The sequence below is a fragment of the Ruegeria sp. BG8 genome, assembly GCF_056538325.1.
The window spans coordinates 68,473-84,191 of record NZ_JBQFSZ010000003.1; the positions used below are offsets into that span (position 1 = coordinate 68,473).

Genomic DNA, 15,719 nt, shown 5'->3' on the forward strand with positions numbered 1-15,719 from the left:
GTCTAGTTCGCCCTCAAATACACGCCAATGGCGCTGTTTCTGTCGATTTCCTTCTGCCCCAAGGTGCAAAAAGAATTCGGATTGTCATAAGAAACGCCGTGTTGGGCCAGATACGCCTCGCCCTTGGCGCGCATCCGGTCTTTTTCGGCATCCGATTCCACATAGGCCCGGATCTCGGAATCCGAGTAGCCCAGTTTGTTCGCTTTGGAACGCAACCCCCACATCACGCCGATCGCTTTTACGCGGCGTCCGTTGATCGAAGGGCAGTATTCCGAAATCTCATTTGCGATCGCGATGTAGTAGAGCTCGTTGTCGATCTCTTTGACGTCGCGCAAAGGCGGTTTTTCCTCGGCCGCAACCGGCAAGGCCATAGCAGTGAGCGCGACAAGCACTTTGATACCAAACATGACACGTCCTTTCGTCTTGGAAAGTCCAAGACGACCGGAGCAGGCAGGGTTATGCGATAACACCGCCCCCGTGTCAGCGTGATATGCAGGCCGCAATGTCATGGTCGTCTGCAACGTCCAGCGAAGGTAAGTTTGTCGTCCGATATGCGTAAGTTCTGCGGTTCGGTATCCGGTCCGACGTTCCAGTCAATCCGAGATGACCCAAAGTTGGAGATACAAAACTTGATGCCTTCGTACCGCCCGGCCTCGCGTGCGCCGTCCAGTGAGGCGGAAACGCCATTGACGACAACCGTAAACTCGGTCGGAGATTTCTTCTTGTCTACTTGCTTTGCCTTGGCCCGGAAGAAATGACCGTCAAAATTGACCCGGTCGGATGACGAAACGATACCGCCACAGGCTGAGAGCAGCATCACGCCAGCCATCAAACCACACATCGACACTCGGGTCCTGACGCGACTTTGCGCAGTTGATTTATCCCCGGTACGCAGAACCATCAGAACGCAGCCACTTTCATCGAAATCGAGCCGATCATACGTTCATGGCTAGGACAAAGAGATTTACCTCTGCGACGGGGTTCGGGCGGTAGCTGGCACAATATCCGCATTCCGAATCCGGCGCACGTCGAGAGCGACGCCGTAAACCACGCAACAAGCGTAAATATGACGAACGCCGCAACCGAGTGGCCATATTCTGCGAGCAGATGCATCCGCGTTACTCCGCCGCCATCGCGCCGGTGCGGCCGGACTTCTGCGCCTTGATGCGGTCTTCGATCTCTTCGCGGAAGTTGCGGATCAAGCCCTGTATTGGCCAAGCTGCAGCATCACCCAAGGCGCAGATTGTGTGACCTTCGACCTGCTTGGTCACATCGAACAGCATGTCGATCTCTTCCAGTTCGGCCTCGCCACGAACCAAACGATCCATAACGCGCATCATCCAGCCGGTGCCTTCGCGGCACGGCGTGCACTGGCCGCAGCTTTCGTGTTTGTAGAACTTCGACAGCCGCCAGATCGCCTTGATGATATCGGTGGACTTGTCCATCACGATAACCGCCGCTGTACCAAGCCCCGAGCCCAGATCGTTGCGCAGGTAGTCAAAATCCATGATCGCGTCACGCATATTCTCGCCGCGCACGCAGGGAACAGACGAACCGCCGGGGATCACCGCCAACAGATTGTCCCAGCCGCCGCGAATACCGCCGCAATGGGTCTCGATCAGCTCTTCGAACGAGATCGACATCGCCTCTTCGACAACACAAGGGTTGTTAACATGGCCCGAGATCGCAAACAGCTTGGTGCCCGCGTTGTTCTGACGGCCAAAGCCTGCGAACCAATCCGCGCCTCGGCGCAGGATCGTCGGCACAACGGCGATGGATTCCACATTGTTCACCGTGGTCGGACAGCCATACAGCCCCGCCCCCGCCGGGAACGGAGGCTTCATGCGTGGCATACCCTTCTTGCCCTCAAGGCTTTCGATCAAGGCGGTTTCTTCACCGCAGATATAGGCCCCAGCCCCGTGATGCAGGAACAGGTCGAAATCCCAGCCCGAGCCAGCGGCGTTCTTGCCCAGCAGGCCTGCGTCATACGCTTCATCAATCGCGGCCTGCAGCGCCTCACGCTCGCGGATGTATTCGCCGCGCAGGTAGATGTAGCAGGTATGTGCATTCATCGCGAAAGATGCGATCAGGCAACCCTCGATCAGGGTATGCGGATCGTGGCGCATGATCTCGCGGTCTTTGCAGGTTCCGGGCTCGGATTCGTCCGCGTTCACCACCAGATAGGCCGGACGACCATCGCTTTCCTTGGGCATGAACGACCATTTCAGCCCGGTCGGGAAGCCCGCACCGCCTCGACCCCGCAGACCCGAATCTTTCATCGTCTGAATGATCCAGTCGCGGCCCTTTTCGATCAGGCCGGCAGTGCCGTCCCAATGCCCGCGCGCCTGCGCGCCACGCAATGTGCGCTCATGCATCCCGTAGATGTTGGTAAAGATCCGGTCCTGATCCTTCAGCATCGCGTGTTACCTTCAGCTGTCCTGACGCATGCGCCAGAGTTGAAAAATGTTGACGCCCGCATAGATGAACCCTGCCAATGCGGCAAAATCAAAAAGCAGCGCATAGCGGCCCGGCAGTCCCAACTGCGGACCGACAAAAGACATAACAAGCCAAAGCACCATCGTCGCGGCGATGACGATGCCTATGTGACGGCCCTTTCGGGCTATGGCCTGTTCCTTGTCCTTATCCATCTCATCCTGATGCCCTGTACGGGCACCTGTTTTAGTCTTCGTAAGTGCCGTCTTCCTTGGCACGTTTTGCGAAATCGGTCTCTTCCCCCGCAGCCAGGCTGGTCGCCTGTTCGATCCAATCGTCGCGCTCAATCCGTCCTTTGAACTTCAGCCGCGCATCCACCCAAGCGATATTCCCGGCAGTCCATTTCGCGATCTGGTCGTAGTGATAGATGCCCAGATCGTTCAGCTTTTCTTCCAGTTTTGGCCCAACACCCTTGAGCATCTTGAGGTCGTCGGCCTTGCCGCCTCTCGCCGCGGTAAGTGTCTCTGGCTGGTCCTCGTCTGCCGCTTCGGCCTTCACCTTTGCATCCTCGGCCTGCTTTACAGCGGGTTTCGGCGTTTCGGGTTCTTTCGGAGGTTTCGGAGCAGTCTTGGTCGCCTCTGCCTTACCGTCCTTACCCAGCCACGGGGTTAAGATCGGCACTTCGGTTCCGTCGATCCGCTTGACCGTGTCGCCCAGATCCGTCGCCAGCTCGACACTGGCATTGTACTGCGGTTTGCCCGCCTCATACTCGGTCAAGCTGCTTAGACCGCTTAGCGGTTCTGCCGCATAGCGTCCATTCTGTGGGCCCGGTGCAGGTACCTTGCCAGCGGCCAGATCGTCGATGATCTTGCCAAAACTTTCGGCGGTCAAATCCTCATAGTAATCCTTACCAATTTGCGCCATTGGCGCGTTGGTGCAGGAGCCCAGGCACTCCACCTCTTCCCAGCTCAGCTTGCCATCTGCCGACAATGCATGTGGCTTAGCGGCGATCTTGTCCTTACAGACGGCGATCAGATCTTCGGCCCCGCAGATCATGCAGGATGTCGTTCCGCAAACCTGAATATGCGCAACAGAGCCAACTGGTTGCAGCTGAAACATGAAGTAGAAAGACGCCACTTCAAGAACGCGAATATAGGCCATGCCCAGCATATCGGCGATAGATTCAATCGCCGGGCGGGTCAGCCAGCCCTCCTGCTCTTGCGCACGCCAAAGCAGCGGAATAACCGCGCTGGCCTGACGACCCTCAGGGTACTTGGTAATCTGTGCTTCGGCCCATTGCTGGTTGGCAGCAGTAAAGGCAAAGCTTTCGGGTTGTTCGGGGTGAAGACGGCGGAGCATTAGCGGTCAATCTCTCCAAATACGACGTCCATGGTGCCAATGATGGCGGCGACGTCGGCCAGTTGGTGCCCTCCGGCGACGTGATCCATGGCTTGCAGGTGCAGGAAGCCCGGCGCGCGCAGTTTGGCGCGGTAGGGCTTGTTGGTACCGTCGGCGACCAGATAAACGCCGAACTCGCCCTTTGGGGCCTCGACGGCGGCATAAACTTCGCCCGCGGGGACGTGGAAGCCTTCGGTATAGAGCTTGAAGTGATGGATCAGACTTTCCATCGACGTCTTCATGTCCGAGCGTTTCGGCGGGGTGATCTTGCCGCGGGCCAGAACGTCGCCGGGGCAGTCGCGGATTTTGGCAATGGCCTGACGGATGATGTGCAGCGACTGGCGCATTTCTTCCATGCGGACCAGATAGCGGTCGTAGCAGTCGCCGTTTTTGCCGACGGGAATTTGGAATTCGAACTCGTCATAGCATTCATAGGGCTGCGCGCGACGCAGGTCCCAAGCCAGACCCGATCCGCGCACCATCACGCCCGAGAAGCCGTATTTCTGGATGTCGTCTTCGGTCACGATGCCGATATCAGCATTACGCTGTTTGAAGATTCGGTTTTCGGTCAGCAGTCCGTCGATGTCGTCTAGAACAGCGGGGAATTCGTGGCTCCATGCCTCGATGTCATCCAGCAGTTCCGGCGGCAGGTCTTGGTGGACACCACCGGGGCGGAAATAAGCGGCGTGAAGGCGGGCACCGCAGGCACGCTCATAGAACACCATCAGCTTTTCACGCTCTTCGAACCCCCAGAGCGGCGGGGTCAGAGCGCCCACATCCATCGCCTGCGTGGTCACGTTCAGCAGGTGGTTCAGGATGCGCCCGATCTCGGAGTACAGAACGCGGATCAGCGAGCCACGACGTGGAACTTCGACGCCGGTCAGCTTTTCGATGGCCAGACACCAGGCGTGTTCCTGATTCATCGGCGCCACGTAGTCCAGACGGTCGAAGTAAGGCAGGTTCTGCAGATACGTCCGGCTTTCCATCAGCTTTTCGGTGCCACGGTGCAGCAAGCCGATATGCGGGTCGCAGCGCTCGACAATTTCACCGTCCAGCTCAAGCACCAGACGCAAAACTCCATGCGCCGCAGGGTGTTGCGGGCCGAAGTTGATGTTGAAGTTGCGGATCTTCTGTTCTCCGCTCAGCGCGTCCGTGCTGCCGTCATCATATCTTGAGCCGTCCATCAACGCCCTCGTTTCTTTTTCGCTTCGGCCCGAACCCGGACCTTTTCCGCCTCAAGCGCCTTGGCCGCAGCCCCGGCCAGCAGGACCCCAAGTGCACCCAATGCAATCAGTTCCCCCAGCAACATCAGCATCTCAGCGGCGCTCCAATTCTTGCAGTTTCAACCCGACCCACCACAACAAGGCGATCGTGCCGAATGGAACCAGACACAATAGGCACCAGTATTTGTTGATCCCGAAAAACGGCAGTATCTTTACCATCGGAATGATGGTCAGCGCAGAAAGGATCAACCACCAGATGCCACCCATTGTCAGGTCTCCTGCTTTTCATCCCCCGGCAGTATGTAATTCGCGCCCTCCCAAGGGGACATGAAGTCAAACTGACGGTATTCCTGAACCAAGCTGACCGGTTCATACACAACGCGCTTTTCGGCCTCGTCATAGCGAACTTCGGTATACCCGGTCGTTGGGAAATCTTTGCGCAGTGGATGCCCTCGAAAGCCATAATCAGTCAGGATACGGCGCAAGTCCGGATGCCCTGAAAACAGGATGCCGAACATGTCGAACACCTCGCGCTCGAACCAGTTGGCCGAGGGGTGAACATCCACGATCGAAGGCACCATATCCTCTTCGCGGATCGAAACCCGCAGACGAATACGCTGGTTTTGGTACATCGACAGGAAATGATAAACCACGTCGAACCGTTTTGCCCGCTCGGGGTAATCAACACCTGTGATATCCACCAGGGTCGAAAACCTGCAGTTCTGGTCCGACTTCAGGAACTCAACAAATTCCACCAGATGAGAAGGCGCAACATCCACATTCAATTCGTCATGGGTCACATCCCACGAAAGAACGCTGTCAGTCCGTTTGAGTTCCAGCTGCGCGCCGAGTTCTTTGAGTGCTTCATTCATTCGCCCTCTCCCTCAGCGCACGATGGTGCCGGTACGGCGGATTTTACGTTGAAGCTGCATGAGCCCGTACAGCAAAGCTTCGGCGGTCGGAGGGCAGCCAGGCACGTAAATGTCCACCGGCACAATCCGGTCACAACCACGAACGACCGAATAAGAATAGTGGTAGTACCCGCCCCCATTCGCGCAGGACCCCATCGAGATCACATAGCGCGGCTCGGGCATTTGGTCGTAGACCTTGCGCAGCGCCGGGGCCATCTTGTTGGTCAGAGTGCCTGCTACGATCATCACATCTGATTGGCGCGGGGACGCGCGCGGTGCGATTCCAAACCGTTCAGCGTCATAGCGTGGCATCGAGGTGTGCATCATCTCAACGGCGCAGCAGGCCAGACCAAAGGTCATCCAGTGCAGCGAACCGGTGCGGGCCCAGTTGATAATGTCCTCGGTCGAGGTCAGCAGGAAGCCTTTGTCCTGCAACTCGACGTTCAGGGCCTGGGTGGCGACCTCTTTGTCGACGCCGGCGGTGTTTGCACCCGTCATCACTCCCATTCCAAGGCCCCTTTCTTCCACTCATAGGCAAAGCCGATGGTCAGAACGCCCAGGAACACCATCATGGACCAGAAACCGACATCGCTAATGTCCTTAAAGCCAACGGCCCATGGGAACAGGAAAGCAATCTCAAGATCGAAGATGATGAAGAGAATCGACACCAGATAGAATCGGACGTCAAACTTCATCCGCGCATCATCAAAGGCATTGAAGCCACATTCATACGCGCTGACCTTTTCGGGGTCGGGATTGCGGACAGCCAGTACGACAGCGGCCAGAATCAGCACGATTCCAAGGCCCACAGCGACGGCCAGAAACACCAGGATCGGGAGGTACTCCCGCAGCAGGTCTTCCACGAATAGCTCCTTTCCTGCGCACGTATTTAATCCGCGCGCCGTCAATTGGCGTGTTGACTGGACATTCTCTATCCGCGCGGGGTCAGAGGGTCAACCGAACACAAACGCGCAGGAGCCTAATATTCCGTTTCCTTACACGCTTATTTGTGCCGCGGTTAATTCGCGATCTTTTGAAGCTAAACCTTACGATTCCATACAGGTTTTCGTTTTTCAAAGAAGGCACTGATTCCCTCTTGCGCCTCTGCCGTCTCCCAACGGGAGACAAGCGCCCGTATCGTCTGATCGATCACGGTATCGTCAATGACAGGACCCAATGCTTGCGCAAGTGCCTTGGCAGACGCGACGGCCCCCGGCGCACTGGACAAATAGGGTAAAACTTCGGCTTCTACTGCCCCGGCAAGGTCGTCCTGAGAAACCGTTTTGGCAAGCAGTCCCAGGTCCACCGCCTCGGCCGCGTTGAACAGCCGCGCGGACATGAAAACGCGCCGGGCGCGCGCCTCGCCCATCCGAGCGATCACATACGGACCGATCGTGGCCGGGATCAGGCCAAGTTTGGTTTCTGTTAACCCCATCTTCAGCGTGTCGACACCAATGGCCACGTCACATACCGCTGCCAGCCCTACACCGCCGCCGAAGGCATTGCCTTGCACCGCTCCGATCAGGGGTTTGGGCATCGTGTTCAGCGCCTGCAGCATTTCCGCAAGTTTCCGCGCTTCGACAAAGCGCGTTTCGGGATCTGCAGCCATCTGCTCCTGCATCCAACCAAGATCGCCACCTGCGCAAAAGCTTTTGCCTACCCCGGACAAGGTGACAACGCGCACCTCGGCGTCCTCCCCGAGTTGAGCGGCGGCTTGCGTCAGCTCGGCGATCATTTGCGCCGACATGGCGTTGTGCTTTTCGGGGCGGTTCAGCGTCAGGTTGGCAACGCCGCGCGTATCTGTGGCAATGGAAATCGTTTCAAACATGACGTCGCCTAACCCGCTCGCATGGCGCGCGCCATCTGCGCAGCTTCTTCTATCACCGATTGATCAATTCCGGTCTCGTAACCAAGCCGCTCAAGATGTGCGACCACCGCTTCGGTTGCGGCATTTCCTGCGCCACCGGGCGCGTAGGGGCATCCGCCCAACCCGCCCACCGCAGTGTCGAATGTGCGGACACCCAACGCCAAAGCAGCGTCAATGTTGTCGATCGCCCGTCCGTTGGTGTCGTGGAAATGTCCCGCCAACCGCGTGACCGGGACGCGATCACGCACAGCCAACAGCATGTGCGCAATTTTATCTGGCGTCCCCTGCCCGATCGTATCGCCCAGCGAGACTTCGTAGCATCCCAACGCGAAAAGCTTGTCTGCCACCTCGGCCACTTTTTCGGGTGGCGTCGGACCATCATAAGGGCAGTCCGTCACACAAGAGACATACCCACGGACCGGTAAATCAATGTGGCGCGCGGCCTCGAGGATAGGGGTAAAACGCTCGATGGATTCCGCAATCGTTGCGTTGATGTTTGCTTTGGAAAACCCTTCGGACGCCGAGGCAAATACCGCAATCTCGTCGGCCTTGGCCGACAGCGCATCCTCATATCCGCGCATGTTGGGCGTCAGTGCAGCATATCGAACCTGATCAGCCCGATTGATACCCGCCAACACTTCGGCACTGCCAGCCATTTGCGGCACCCATTTGGGTGAGACAAAGCTGGCAACCTCAATTCGGTTGAAGCCCGCTCGGCTGAGGCAATCGACCAAAGCCACCTTTTCTGCCACCGGGATTTCGCGCTGTTCGTTTTGCAAACCGTCCCGCGGCCCGACCTCAAATATCTCGACCCGTTCTTTCATCAGCGCATCCCTCCCCGATTTCTTCCCATTTCAAATGCAGACAGATTGACTGTGCCACGCAAAGCACCGCCGTTACAGGTTAATCCTCGGCCAGCCGAACCAACGCCGCGCCTGCTTCGACCTGAGCACCGGCTTCTGCCAAAACCTCGGCCACAACCCCATCCCGCGCAGCCAGCAGCGAATGCTCCATCTTCATGGCTTCGAGGATGGCGAGGCGATCCCCCTCTTTCACCGCCTGACCCGCCGATGCGAACACGGCCTTGACCAGCCCCGGCATGGGCGCTTCGATCACATTGGTGTCCCCCGCTGCGCTGGTGTCTCGGTCCAGAGGGTCAATAAACTCGAATTCCTGTCCATAGTCGTCGAAAACAGTAATTACAGCCCCCGAGATTGCGACCTTGGGCATGGGGCTACCGTCGATATCCCACTCCTGACCGCGCCGCCGTGCGATGATCTGCTGGCCACCGACCTCCCAAACTTGCCGATCCGGGCCTTGGACCTGCACGTCCAGTTGAAGCTCCTCTCCGTTCCGCGCCAGTTTCACCTCGCGATGCAATGCGCCCCACAAAGTGAACCCGGCCTCTGGAGCGGTCTCCACCAAGTCCAACGCGGTCATTGCTGCGGCCACAGCAAGAGCGTTGTTCGCGCGCGCCTCTGGCAACAAATCGGCCAGGTCGCGCCCTATCAGACCGGTATCAACGTCACCCGAAGCAAAGCCACTATGGCGGGTCAAGGCACCCAAAAACGCAAGGTTGGTGACAGTCCCTGCCACTTCGGTCCGACGCAAGGCGCGGTGCAGGCTTTCCAAGGCAACCGAACGCGTCGGGCCATGCACCACGACCTTGGCAATCATGGGGTCATACCAAGGGCTGATCGTATCACCAGCGCGCACACCGCTATCGGCCCGGCATTCATCAGGGAACCAAAGATGCGTCAGCGTTCCCGTAGCAGGCAAGAAGCCTTTGGGCACGTCTTCGGCATAAAGACGTGCTTCAAAGGCATGACCGTTGATCGAGAGTTCCTGTTGTTGCCGAGGCAGACTTTCGCCTGCCGCAACCCGCAATTGCCATTCGACCAAGTCCACGCCGGTGATTGCTTCGGTCACAGGATGTTCGACCTGCAATCGGGTATTCATCTCCATGAACCAGAACCGATCTGGGCGAAGCCCGTCCGATGCGTCAACGATAAACTCAACCGTCCCGGCACCTTTGTAACCAATCACCTCGGCGGCACGCACACCGGCCTGTCCCATCGCCTGACGCATTTCGGCTGTCATTCCAGGGGCCGGAGCTTCTTCGATCACCTTCTGATGTCGCCGCTGCAAAGAGCAGTCCCGCTCGAACAGATGCACCGCATGGGTGCCGTCGCCAAAAACCTGCACCTCGATATGGCGCGGCTTGGCAACAAATTTCTCGACCAGCACAGCATCGTTGCCAAAGGCTGTTTTCGCCTCACCACGGGCGCTGTCCAGCGCGGTCGCAAAGTCCTCGGACCTTTCGACCAGACGCATTCCTTTGCCACCACCACCTGCAACAGCCTTGATCAGGACCGGGTAACCTATCGCATCGGCAGCGCCGGACAGATGCTCGGGGTCCTGATTGTCGCCGTGATAACCGGGCACAACCGGAACACCCGCCTGCTCCATCAGTGCTTTGGCCGCGTCTTTAAGGCCCATCTTTCGGATGGCATCTGCAGAAGGTCCGATGAAAGTCAGACCTGCTGCTTCGACGGCATCAACAAATTCGGGGTTTTCCGACAAAAAGCCATAGCCTGGATGTATGGCTTGCGCGCCTTTGGTCAGCGCGGCCTGAATGATCACGTCGCCCCTAAGGTAACTCTCGGCCGGGGCAGCGCCGCCGATGTAAACAGCCTCATCCGCCATCTGCACATGTTTGGCTGACGCATCGGCATCAGAAAAAACGGCCACACAAGAAACGCCCATCTTCTGAGCGGTTTCCATAACCCGGCAGGCGATCTCACCCCGGTTGGCAATCAGGATTTTGTTGAACATGGATTACTCCTCGGCCGCCAAGTCTTCGACAAGACGGAACCTCTCGCAGAGCAACTCCATCTCCGGGTCGAATCCTCCGTTCCTCTCGAAATACCGACGATGATCTTCGCGCCATCCCTCAAGCGTCTCATTCTCACCCTCGGCCAACGCGAAATCCTCGGTTACATCGCAATACCGACAGGTCGAAACCTCAATCGTTTCGATCACCAGCGTCGGTCGATCCTCCCAATCCAAGGCGATATCCCGTCGTCCAACGACCGGCATGTCAGGACTGCCCTCAGGATAGTCACGCAACGCGCCGCAGGTTGCCGTCTTTTTACCCGCCCTCACGAGGGCAAGTAATTCAGCGCTTAATGAGGCATTGTCGCCAAACTTGAAGGTCTGTGCATCCGGGTAGCGAATGATCAATTGACTAAGCGCTTCGGTCATGACGAGCCCCTTAGGGTTTCAACTGTTGTTGCAACAAGAGTTTCCGCACTAGGCATCGGCAAGTCAGTTAAGATACCCCCGTACGGGGAGACCTTTTTTCCCGAGAGGCAAGAGCGGTCGCGAATACCCGGCGTACCCACAGCTAAAATCAAAGCTCCACCCAACGCTGTTTCGATCTGCTCACCCTCTATTGGCTCTCCGGCAATTTCATTGAGCCACAGCACAGTGCCTTTGCCGGGAATACCGAAGACATCCTGAACGATTCCGGAAAACGGCATGATCACATCCTGAACACGCCGAAACGTGTCTCCTCGATCGGGGCATTCAGCGCGGCGCTCAGCGACAATGCCAGCACATCTCGTGATTTGCGCGGGTCGATGATGCCGTCGTCCCACAAGCGGGCCGAGGCATAAAGCGGGTGCGATTGCTCTTCGAACATATCAAGCGTCGGGCGTTTAAAATCGGCCTCTTCTTCCGCCGACCATGTGCCGCCTTGCCGCTCGATTCCTTCGCGCTTGACAGTGGCCAGAACGCCCGCCGCCTGTTCCCCGCCCATCACGGAAATCCGTGAGCTCGGCCAGGTCCAAAGGAACCGCGGCTGATAGGCACGACCGGCCATGCCGTAATTCCCCGCACCAAACGAACCACCGACCAGCATCGTGACCTTGGGCACGCTCGTCGTCGCAACAGCCGTCACCATCTTGGCTCCGTGCCGCGCAATGCCGTCGTTTTCGTATTTGCGGCCCACCATGAAACCAGTGATGTTCTGCAGGAACACCAACGGGATACGACGTTGCGAACACAATTCCACGAAATGAGCGCCCTTTTGCGCGGCCTCGGAAAACAGCACGCCGTTGTTGGCGATGATCCCGACCGGGCAACCTTTGACATGGGCAAAGCCGGTCACCAGCGTTTCCCCAAAGCGCGGCTTGAATTCATCGAACCGAGAGCCATCGACCAGCCGCGCAATTACCTCGCGGATGTCGTAGGGCGTGCGCAGATCGGCAGGCACAACCCCGAGGATTTCTTCGGGGTCATACGCTGGGTCTTCGGGGCTGGCCCAATCCACCGTCTGCGGTTTGCGCAGGTTCAGCGACCCCACCGCCCGCCGCGCCAAAGCGAGCGCGTGGGCGTCATCTTCGGCCAGATAATCCGCCACGCCAGACAGACGCGTATGCACATCGCCACCGCCCAAATCCTCGGCGCTGACCACCTCGCCCGTCGCGGCCTTGACCAGAGGTGGCCCAGCCAGAAAGATCGTCCCCTGCTCTTTGACGATGATCGTCACGTCCGACATCGCGGGCACATAAGCCCCACCTGCCGTACAGGACCCCATCACCACGGCAATCTGGGGGATGCCCTTCGCGCTCATCCGCGCCTGATTATAGAAGATGCGGCCAAAGTGATCGCGGTCGGGGAACACTTCATCCTGATTGGGCAGATTCGCACCGCCGCTATCAACCAGATAGATGCAGGGCAGATGGTTTTCCTCGGCAATCTCCTGCGCGCGAAGGTGTTTCTTGACGGTCATCGGATAATACGTGCCGCCCTTCACGGTGGCGTCGTTGCACACCACCATGACCTCGCGCCCCTGCACCCGGCCAATCCCCGCGATCACCCCGGCACAAGGTGCGGCGTCGCCGTACATCCCATGCGCCGCAGTTGCGCCGATTTCCAGAAACGGAGACCCCGGGTCCAGCAGGTTCGCCACCCTACGACGGGGGAGCATCTTGCCTCGAGAGACGTGCCGCGCACGAGATTTCTCGCCCCCACCCAAGCGGGCGTCTTCGGCAGCGGCAGAGATTTGCGCCAGAGCGTCGAGATGGGCGGTTCGGTTTGCTTTGAAGCCCTCGGAGGTTGTTATTGCATTACTAGCGAGCTTCACTGGCTCTCCTCCTTCTTTTCAACCCAAGCGGCTAAAGACAATGCGCCAAGGTAACGCCCGAAGGACACCAATGCAGCGCATTCCGTATCAAGATCTGGTTTGCCACAACGACTGGCAACACTTGTTTCCTTCACAAGTTCCAATCGCTTTTCATAAAAATGTTCCTGAGGAGGCAAAGCATCTATGCTTTCCGGAAGCGCATCCATGATATCGCTGGACAGCTGAGCGAAACCTGTCGACAAGTTTTTGTAGCAAGAATGGACATCCGTGGAGAACCGGCAATAGGTGGTAATCACCGCTATGCACTCTTGCGTTTGCCCGGCCTCGTCCAGTTTACCTTCTGCGCTCACAAGGCATCGTTTGGTCCATGCATAGGGGCTACTTTCGTCGGCTAAGCTCGTGGCAGGCACTGCGGTGCAGGCAAAGGCAACCAAAGCCGCGAAATTTAGGTTCTTAATCATAGCCCGCATCATAGCCCGGCCTCTTGCGCCGCCAGCGCCTTCAACTCTTTCCGGATCACCTTCCCCGTCACCGTCATCGGCAGTTCTTCCAGAAACGCCACCTCGCGCGGGTAGGAATACTGCGCCAGACGGTCCTTGACCCACTCCTGCAACTCCGCGCCCGTCGCCTCGACCCCCGGTTTCAGCACCACATAGGCCTTCACGATCTCGGTGCGCAGTGGGTCGGGTTTTCCGACTACGCCCACGGTCGCCACCACCGGGTGGGTCAGCAGGCAGTCCTCGATCTCGGCGGGGCCGATGCGGTATCCGGCTGAGGTGATCACGTCGTCATCGCGACCGACAAAACGCAGATAGTCGCCCTCCCACACACCGCGATCTCCGGTGATCAGCCAGTCTCCTCGGAATTTCTCAGCCGTCGCCTCGGGGCGATTCCAATATTCCAGCAGCATCGAGGCGGAGCCGCGCCGGATGGCCACGTCGCCCTCTTCGCGCGTGGGCTTACCGTCTTCGTCAATCACCGCGACCTCATGGCCGGGAACAGGCTGGCCAATACAACCGGGCTGCACCGGAAAGTTTTCGGCACAGGAGGACACGACCATGTTGCACTCGGTCTGGCCGTAGAATTCGTTGATCGTGAGCCCAAACGCCTGTTGTCCCCATGCCAACATCTCGGCCCCAAGCGGCTCGCCGCCCGACGCGACCGACCGCAGGCCGGGGATGCTCTGATCCGCGGCCTTCAACATCCGAAGCGCGGTAGGCGGAAAGAATACGTTGCGCACCCCGCCCCGTGCGACCACATCGGCGCAGGCGCCTGGGGTGAATTTCTCAAGCCGTGCCGCGACCACGGGTATGCCCAGCGCCAAACCGGGCATCAGAACGTCGAACAAACCGCCGATCCAGGCCCAATCCGCTGGCGTCCACAAGCAGTCTCCGTCCTGCAAGTGGTTGTGGCTGATGGAAACACCCGGCAAGTGCCCGGTCAGTACCCTGTGCCCATGCAACGCACCCTTGGGCGTGCCTGTGGTGCCCGACGTATAGATCAACACAGCAGGGTCTTCAGGGCCAGTATCTGCGTAGGGAACCGTCTGGTCAGTAGGCGCAATGCTCTCAACCAGTGTCGCTTCGGCGAGGTCCCCTAATAACGTGGCGCCTTCGTGATCCGTCAGTACGAGTTTCGCACCAGCATCGCCGACCCGGGACGCCAGCGCATCCCGTTTGAACAGTTTGAACAACGGAACCGAGATCGCCCCAATCTTCCAAATCGCCAGATGAGCCGCCGCGCACCACGGCGATTGGCTAAGAAGAACGCCGACCCGATCCCCACGCTGCACTTTGGCCTGCAAGTAACGGGCAATCCCATCCGTCATACGCTCTAACTGCGCGATTGTGATGGTCTCAGGCTCCGGGCCTGTAAAGTCGATGACAGCTATCCGGTCACGCGGGCCAGACAGGCATTGCTGCGCCATATTCAGCCGTTCAGGGATGTCCCAGCATCCACTTTCAAGCAAACCAGGTATGCAATCAGCGGGACGCATTCGAAAAATCCTTGGATTCCCTGACACTTTGCCCGGAGGCAAGGTTTTGCCATGTCACAAAAACTTGATGCAGATCAGAGTTTTCCGCCCTGTCCTCGTGCAAAACGCCTTCATCAACATATTCAAAGGTTGCAAAATGACCAAAAAACTCGTCGCATTGACCCTTTCCACCGCGCTTATGGCGCTTGCCGCTCCTGCTTTCGCTCAGTCCCAAGGCGACTGGACCGTTGGTATCGGTGCCGGTTATCTGGACCCCAAATCTGACAATGGCACCCTGGCCGGGTTCGACGCCGAGGTCGATTCCGATGTCAGCGCGATCTTCACCGTCGAATACTTTGTTCGCGACAACCTGGGCATCGAATTGCTGGCCGCGACCCCGTTCAGCCATGAGGTTACTTTGGGCGGCAGCGTTGACGCAGGCAGCCTCAAGCACCTGCCTCCCACCCTGTCGCTGAACTACCACTTCGACACCGGCAGCGCGTGGACGCCGTATGTCGGCGCGGGCGTCAACTACACCATCTTCTTCGACGAAAACTCTCCGCTCGGCGACCTCGAGCTCGACAATTCGGTCGGCATCGCGCTGCAAGCTGGTCTTGACTATGCGATCACCGAGCAAGGCGCAGTTCGTCTGAACGTTCGCTGGTTCGACATCGACTCGGATGTTTCGCTTGACGGCGTAGATATCGGTGAGGCCGAGATTGATCCGTGGCTGATCGGCGTAACTTACGTCCATCGCTTCTGA

Annotated in this window: 20 protein-coding genes; 1 reads left to right on the plus strand and 19 read right to left on the minus strand. The window is 58.3% G+C overall.

Going from position 1 to position 15,719, the window contains the following annotated elements:
- Positions 1 to 2: 2 nt before the first annotated feature.
- The 19 genes from ACR0DG_RS07830 to ACR0DG_RS07920 all read right to left on the minus strand — a co-directional run bounded on the left by ACR0DG_RS07830 (position 3) and on the right by ACR0DG_RS07920 (position 14,977).
- Positions 3 to 407: a DUF5333 domain-containing protein gene (locus ACR0DG_RS07830; RefSeq protein ID WP_480695984.1), complete on the minus strand. Its 405-nt coding sequence runs from the start codon at positions 405 to 407 to the stop codon at positions 3 to 5.
- A gap of 98 nt (positions 408 to 505) precedes the next feature.
- Positions 506 to 841 carry a hypothetical protein gene (locus tag ACR0DG_RS07835; protein ID WP_480695986.1) on the minus strand — a complete coding sequence of 112 codons (336 nt, stop codon included), beginning with the start codon at positions 839 to 841 and terminating at the stop codon, positions 506 to 508.
- Between the two features lie 277 nt (positions 842 to 1,118).
- On the minus strand, positions 1,119 to 2,417 hold the full coding sequence (nuoF, locus tag ACR0DG_RS07840; protein WP_170352617.1) for an NADH-quinone oxidoreductase subunit NuoF: 1,299 nt from the start codon (positions 2,415 to 2,417) through the stop codon (positions 1,119 to 1,121).
- A gap of 12 nt (positions 2,418 to 2,429) precedes the next feature.
- Positions 2,430 to 2,648: a DUF5337 domain-containing protein gene (locus ACR0DG_RS07845; protein WP_170784212.1), complete on the minus strand. Its 219-nt coding sequence runs from the start codon at positions 2,646 to 2,648 to the stop codon at positions 2,430 to 2,432.
- Positions 2,649 to 2,679: 31 nt separating this feature from the next.
- Entirely contained in the window at positions 2,680 to 3,792 is a 1,113-nt protein-coding gene (gene nuoE, locus ACR0DG_RS07850; protein WP_480695988.1) for an NADH-quinone oxidoreductase subunit NuoE, read from the minus strand.
- Positions 3,792 to 5,015, minus strand: coding sequence for an NADH-quinone oxidoreductase subunit D (locus ACR0DG_RS07855; protein WP_480695990.1), 1,224 nt, complete (start codon positions 5,013 to 5,015; stop codon positions 3,792 to 3,794). Before ACR0DG_RS07855 ends, nuoE begins: the two co-directional genes overlap by 1 nt.
- Entirely contained in the window at positions 5,015 to 5,146 is a 132-nt protein-coding gene (locus tag ACR0DG_RS07860) for a hypothetical protein (RefSeq protein ID WP_475222835.1), read from the minus strand. Before ACR0DG_RS07860 ends, ACR0DG_RS07855 begins: the two co-directional genes overlap by 1 nt.
- Position 5,147: 1 nt before the next feature.
- Positions 5,148 to 5,321, minus strand: a complete 174-nt coding sequence (locus tag ACR0DG_RS07865) for a hypothetical protein (RefSeq protein WP_010442775.1) — start codon at positions 5,319 to 5,321, stop codon at positions 5,148 to 5,150.
- 2 nt (positions 5,322 to 5,323) lie between these two features.
- Complete coding sequence (locus ACR0DG_RS07870; RefSeq protein WP_480695992.1) at positions 5,324 to 5,926, minus strand: NADH-quinone oxidoreductase subunit C; 603 nt, start codon at positions 5,924 to 5,926, stop codon at positions 5,324 to 5,326.
- Between the two features lie 12 nt (positions 5,927 to 5,938).
- Positions 5,939 to 6,472: a NuoB/complex I 20 kDa subunit family protein gene (locus tag ACR0DG_RS07875; protein WP_170768083.1), complete on the minus strand. Its 534-nt coding sequence runs from the start codon at positions 6,470 to 6,472 to the stop codon at positions 5,939 to 5,941.
- The gene (locus ACR0DG_RS07880; protein ID WP_050602775.1) at positions 6,463 to 6,828 is read right to left on the minus strand and encodes an NADH-quinone oxidoreductase subunit A; all 366 of its coding nucleotides are present in this window, start codon (positions 6,826 to 6,828) and stop codon (positions 6,463 to 6,465) included. The genes ACR0DG_RS07875 and ACR0DG_RS07880 overlap by 10 nt, the downstream gene beginning before the upstream one ends.
- A 176-nt stretch (positions 6,829 to 7,004) precedes the next feature.
- A complete protein-coding gene (locus ACR0DG_RS07885) occupies positions 7,005 to 7,793 on the minus strand; it encodes a crotonase/enoyl-CoA hydratase family protein (protein WP_480695994.1) in 789 nt (262 codons plus the stop codon).
- Between the two features lie 8 nt (positions 7,794 to 7,801).
- Positions 7,802 to 8,656 (minus strand): hydroxymethylglutaryl-CoA lyase, encoded by an 855-nt coding sequence (locus ACR0DG_RS07890; RefSeq protein ID WP_480695996.1) that lies wholly within the window; start codon positions 8,654 to 8,656, stop codon positions 7,802 to 7,804.
- 79 nt (positions 8,657 to 8,735) lie between these two features.
- Entirely contained in the window at positions 8,736 to 10,667 is a 1,932-nt protein-coding gene (locus tag ACR0DG_RS07895) for an ATP-binding protein (protein WP_480695998.1), read from the minus strand.
- Between the two features lie 3 nt (positions 10,668 to 10,670).
- Positions 10,671 to 11,096 (minus strand): ASCH domain-containing protein, encoded by a 426-nt coding sequence (locus ACR0DG_RS07900; protein ID WP_480696000.1) that lies wholly within the window; start codon positions 11,094 to 11,096, stop codon positions 10,671 to 10,673.
- Complete coding sequence (locus tag ACR0DG_RS07905) at positions 11,093 to 11,374, minus strand: hypothetical protein (RefSeq protein ID WP_480696002.1); 282 nt, start codon at positions 11,372 to 11,374, stop codon at positions 11,093 to 11,095. Before ACR0DG_RS07905 ends, ACR0DG_RS07900 begins: the two co-directional genes overlap by 4 nt.
- A 2-nt stretch (positions 11,375 to 11,376) precedes the next feature.
- Complete coding sequence (locus tag ACR0DG_RS07910; RefSeq protein WP_480696003.1) at positions 11,377 to 12,981, minus strand: carboxyl transferase domain-containing protein; 1,605 nt, start codon at positions 12,979 to 12,981, stop codon at positions 11,377 to 11,379.
- Positions 12,978 to 13,454: a hypothetical protein gene (locus ACR0DG_RS07915; RefSeq protein ID WP_480696005.1), complete on the minus strand. Its 477-nt coding sequence runs from the start codon at positions 13,452 to 13,454 to the stop codon at positions 12,978 to 12,980. Before ACR0DG_RS07915 ends, ACR0DG_RS07910 begins: the two co-directional genes overlap by 4 nt.
- Complete coding sequence (locus ACR0DG_RS07920) at positions 13,451 to 14,977, minus strand: AMP-binding protein (protein WP_480696007.1); 1,527 nt, start codon at positions 14,975 to 14,977, stop codon at positions 13,451 to 13,453. The genes ACR0DG_RS07915 and ACR0DG_RS07920 overlap by 4 nt, the downstream gene beginning before the upstream one ends.
- Before the next feature lie 136 nt (positions 14,978 to 15,113).
- On the opposite strand from ACR0DG_RS07920, the gene ACR0DG_RS07925 reads away from it, so the two are divergent.
- Positions 15,114 to 15,719: an OmpW/AlkL family protein gene (locus ACR0DG_RS07925; protein WP_480696009.1), complete on the plus strand. Its 606-nt coding sequence runs from the start codon at positions 15,114 to 15,116 to the stop codon at positions 15,717 to 15,719.

Coding starts and splice junctions, on each gene's coding strand:
- ACR0DG_RS07830 (WP_480695984.1), bottom strand. CDS start 407: ATGTTTGGTATCAAAGTGCTTGTCGCGCTCACTGCTATGGCCTTGCCG.
- ACR0DG_RS07835 (WP_480695986.1), bottom strand. CDS start 841: ATGTGTGGTTTGATGGCTGGCGTGATGCTGCTCTCAGCCTGTGGCGGT.
- ACR0DG_RS07890 (WP_480695996.1), bottom strand. CDS start 8,656: ATGAAAGAACGGGTCGAGATATTTGAGGTCGGGCCGCGGGACGGTTTG.
- ACR0DG_RS07915 (WP_480696005.1), bottom strand. CDS start 13,454: ATGATGCGGGCTATGATTAAGAACCTAAATTTCGCGGCTTTGGTTGCC.
- nuoF (WP_170352617.1), bottom strand. CDS start 2,417: ATGCTGAAGGATCAGGACCGGATCTTTACCAACATCTACGGGATGCAT.
- ACR0DG_RS07865 (WP_010442775.1), bottom strand. CDS start 5,321: ATGGGTGGCATCTGGTGGTTGATCCTTTCTGCGCTGACCATCATTCCG.
- ACR0DG_RS07870 (WP_480695992.1), bottom strand. CDS start 5,926: ATGAATGAAGCACTCAAAGAACTCGGCGCGCAGCTGGAACTCAAACGG.
- ACR0DG_RS07855 (WP_480695990.1), bottom strand. CDS start 5,015: ATGGACGGCTCAAGATATGATGACGGCAGCACGGACGCGCTGAGCGGA.
- ACR0DG_RS07905 (WP_480696002.1), bottom strand. CDS start 11,374: ATGCCGTTTTCCGGAATCGTTCAGGATGTCTTCGGTATTCCCGGCAAA.
- ACR0DG_RS07925 (WP_480696009.1), top strand. CDS start 15,114: ATGACCAAAAAACTCGTCGCATTGACCCTTTCCACCGCGCTTATGGCG.
- ACR0DG_RS07860 (WP_475222835.1), bottom strand. CDS start 5,146: ATGCTGATGTTGCTGGGGGAACTGATTGCATTGGGTGCACTTGGGGTC.
- nuoE (WP_480695988.1), bottom strand. CDS start 3,792: ATGCTCCGCCGTCTTCACCCCGAACAACCCGAAAGCTTTGCCTTTACT.
- ACR0DG_RS07875 (WP_170768083.1), bottom strand. CDS start 6,472: ATGGGAGTGATGACGGGTGCAAACACCGCCGGCGTCGACAAAGAGGTC.
- ACR0DG_RS07895 (WP_480695998.1), bottom strand. CDS start 10,667: ATGTTCAACAAAATCCTGATTGCCAACCGGGGTGAGATCGCCTGCCGG.
- ACR0DG_RS07845 (WP_170784212.1), bottom strand. CDS start 2,648: ATGGATAAGGACAAGGAACAGGCCATAGCCCGAAAGGGCCGTCACATA.
- ACR0DG_RS07885 (WP_480695994.1), bottom strand. CDS start 7,793: ATGTTTGAAACGATTTCCATTGCCACAGATACGCGCGGCGTTGCCAAC.
- ACR0DG_RS07920 (WP_480696007.1), bottom strand. CDS start 14,977: ATGCGTCCCGCTGATTGCATACCTGGTTTGCTTGAAAGTGGATGCTGG.
- ACR0DG_RS07900 (WP_480696000.1), bottom strand. CDS start 11,096: ATGACCGAAGCGCTTAGTCAATTGATCATTCGCTACCCGGATGCACAG.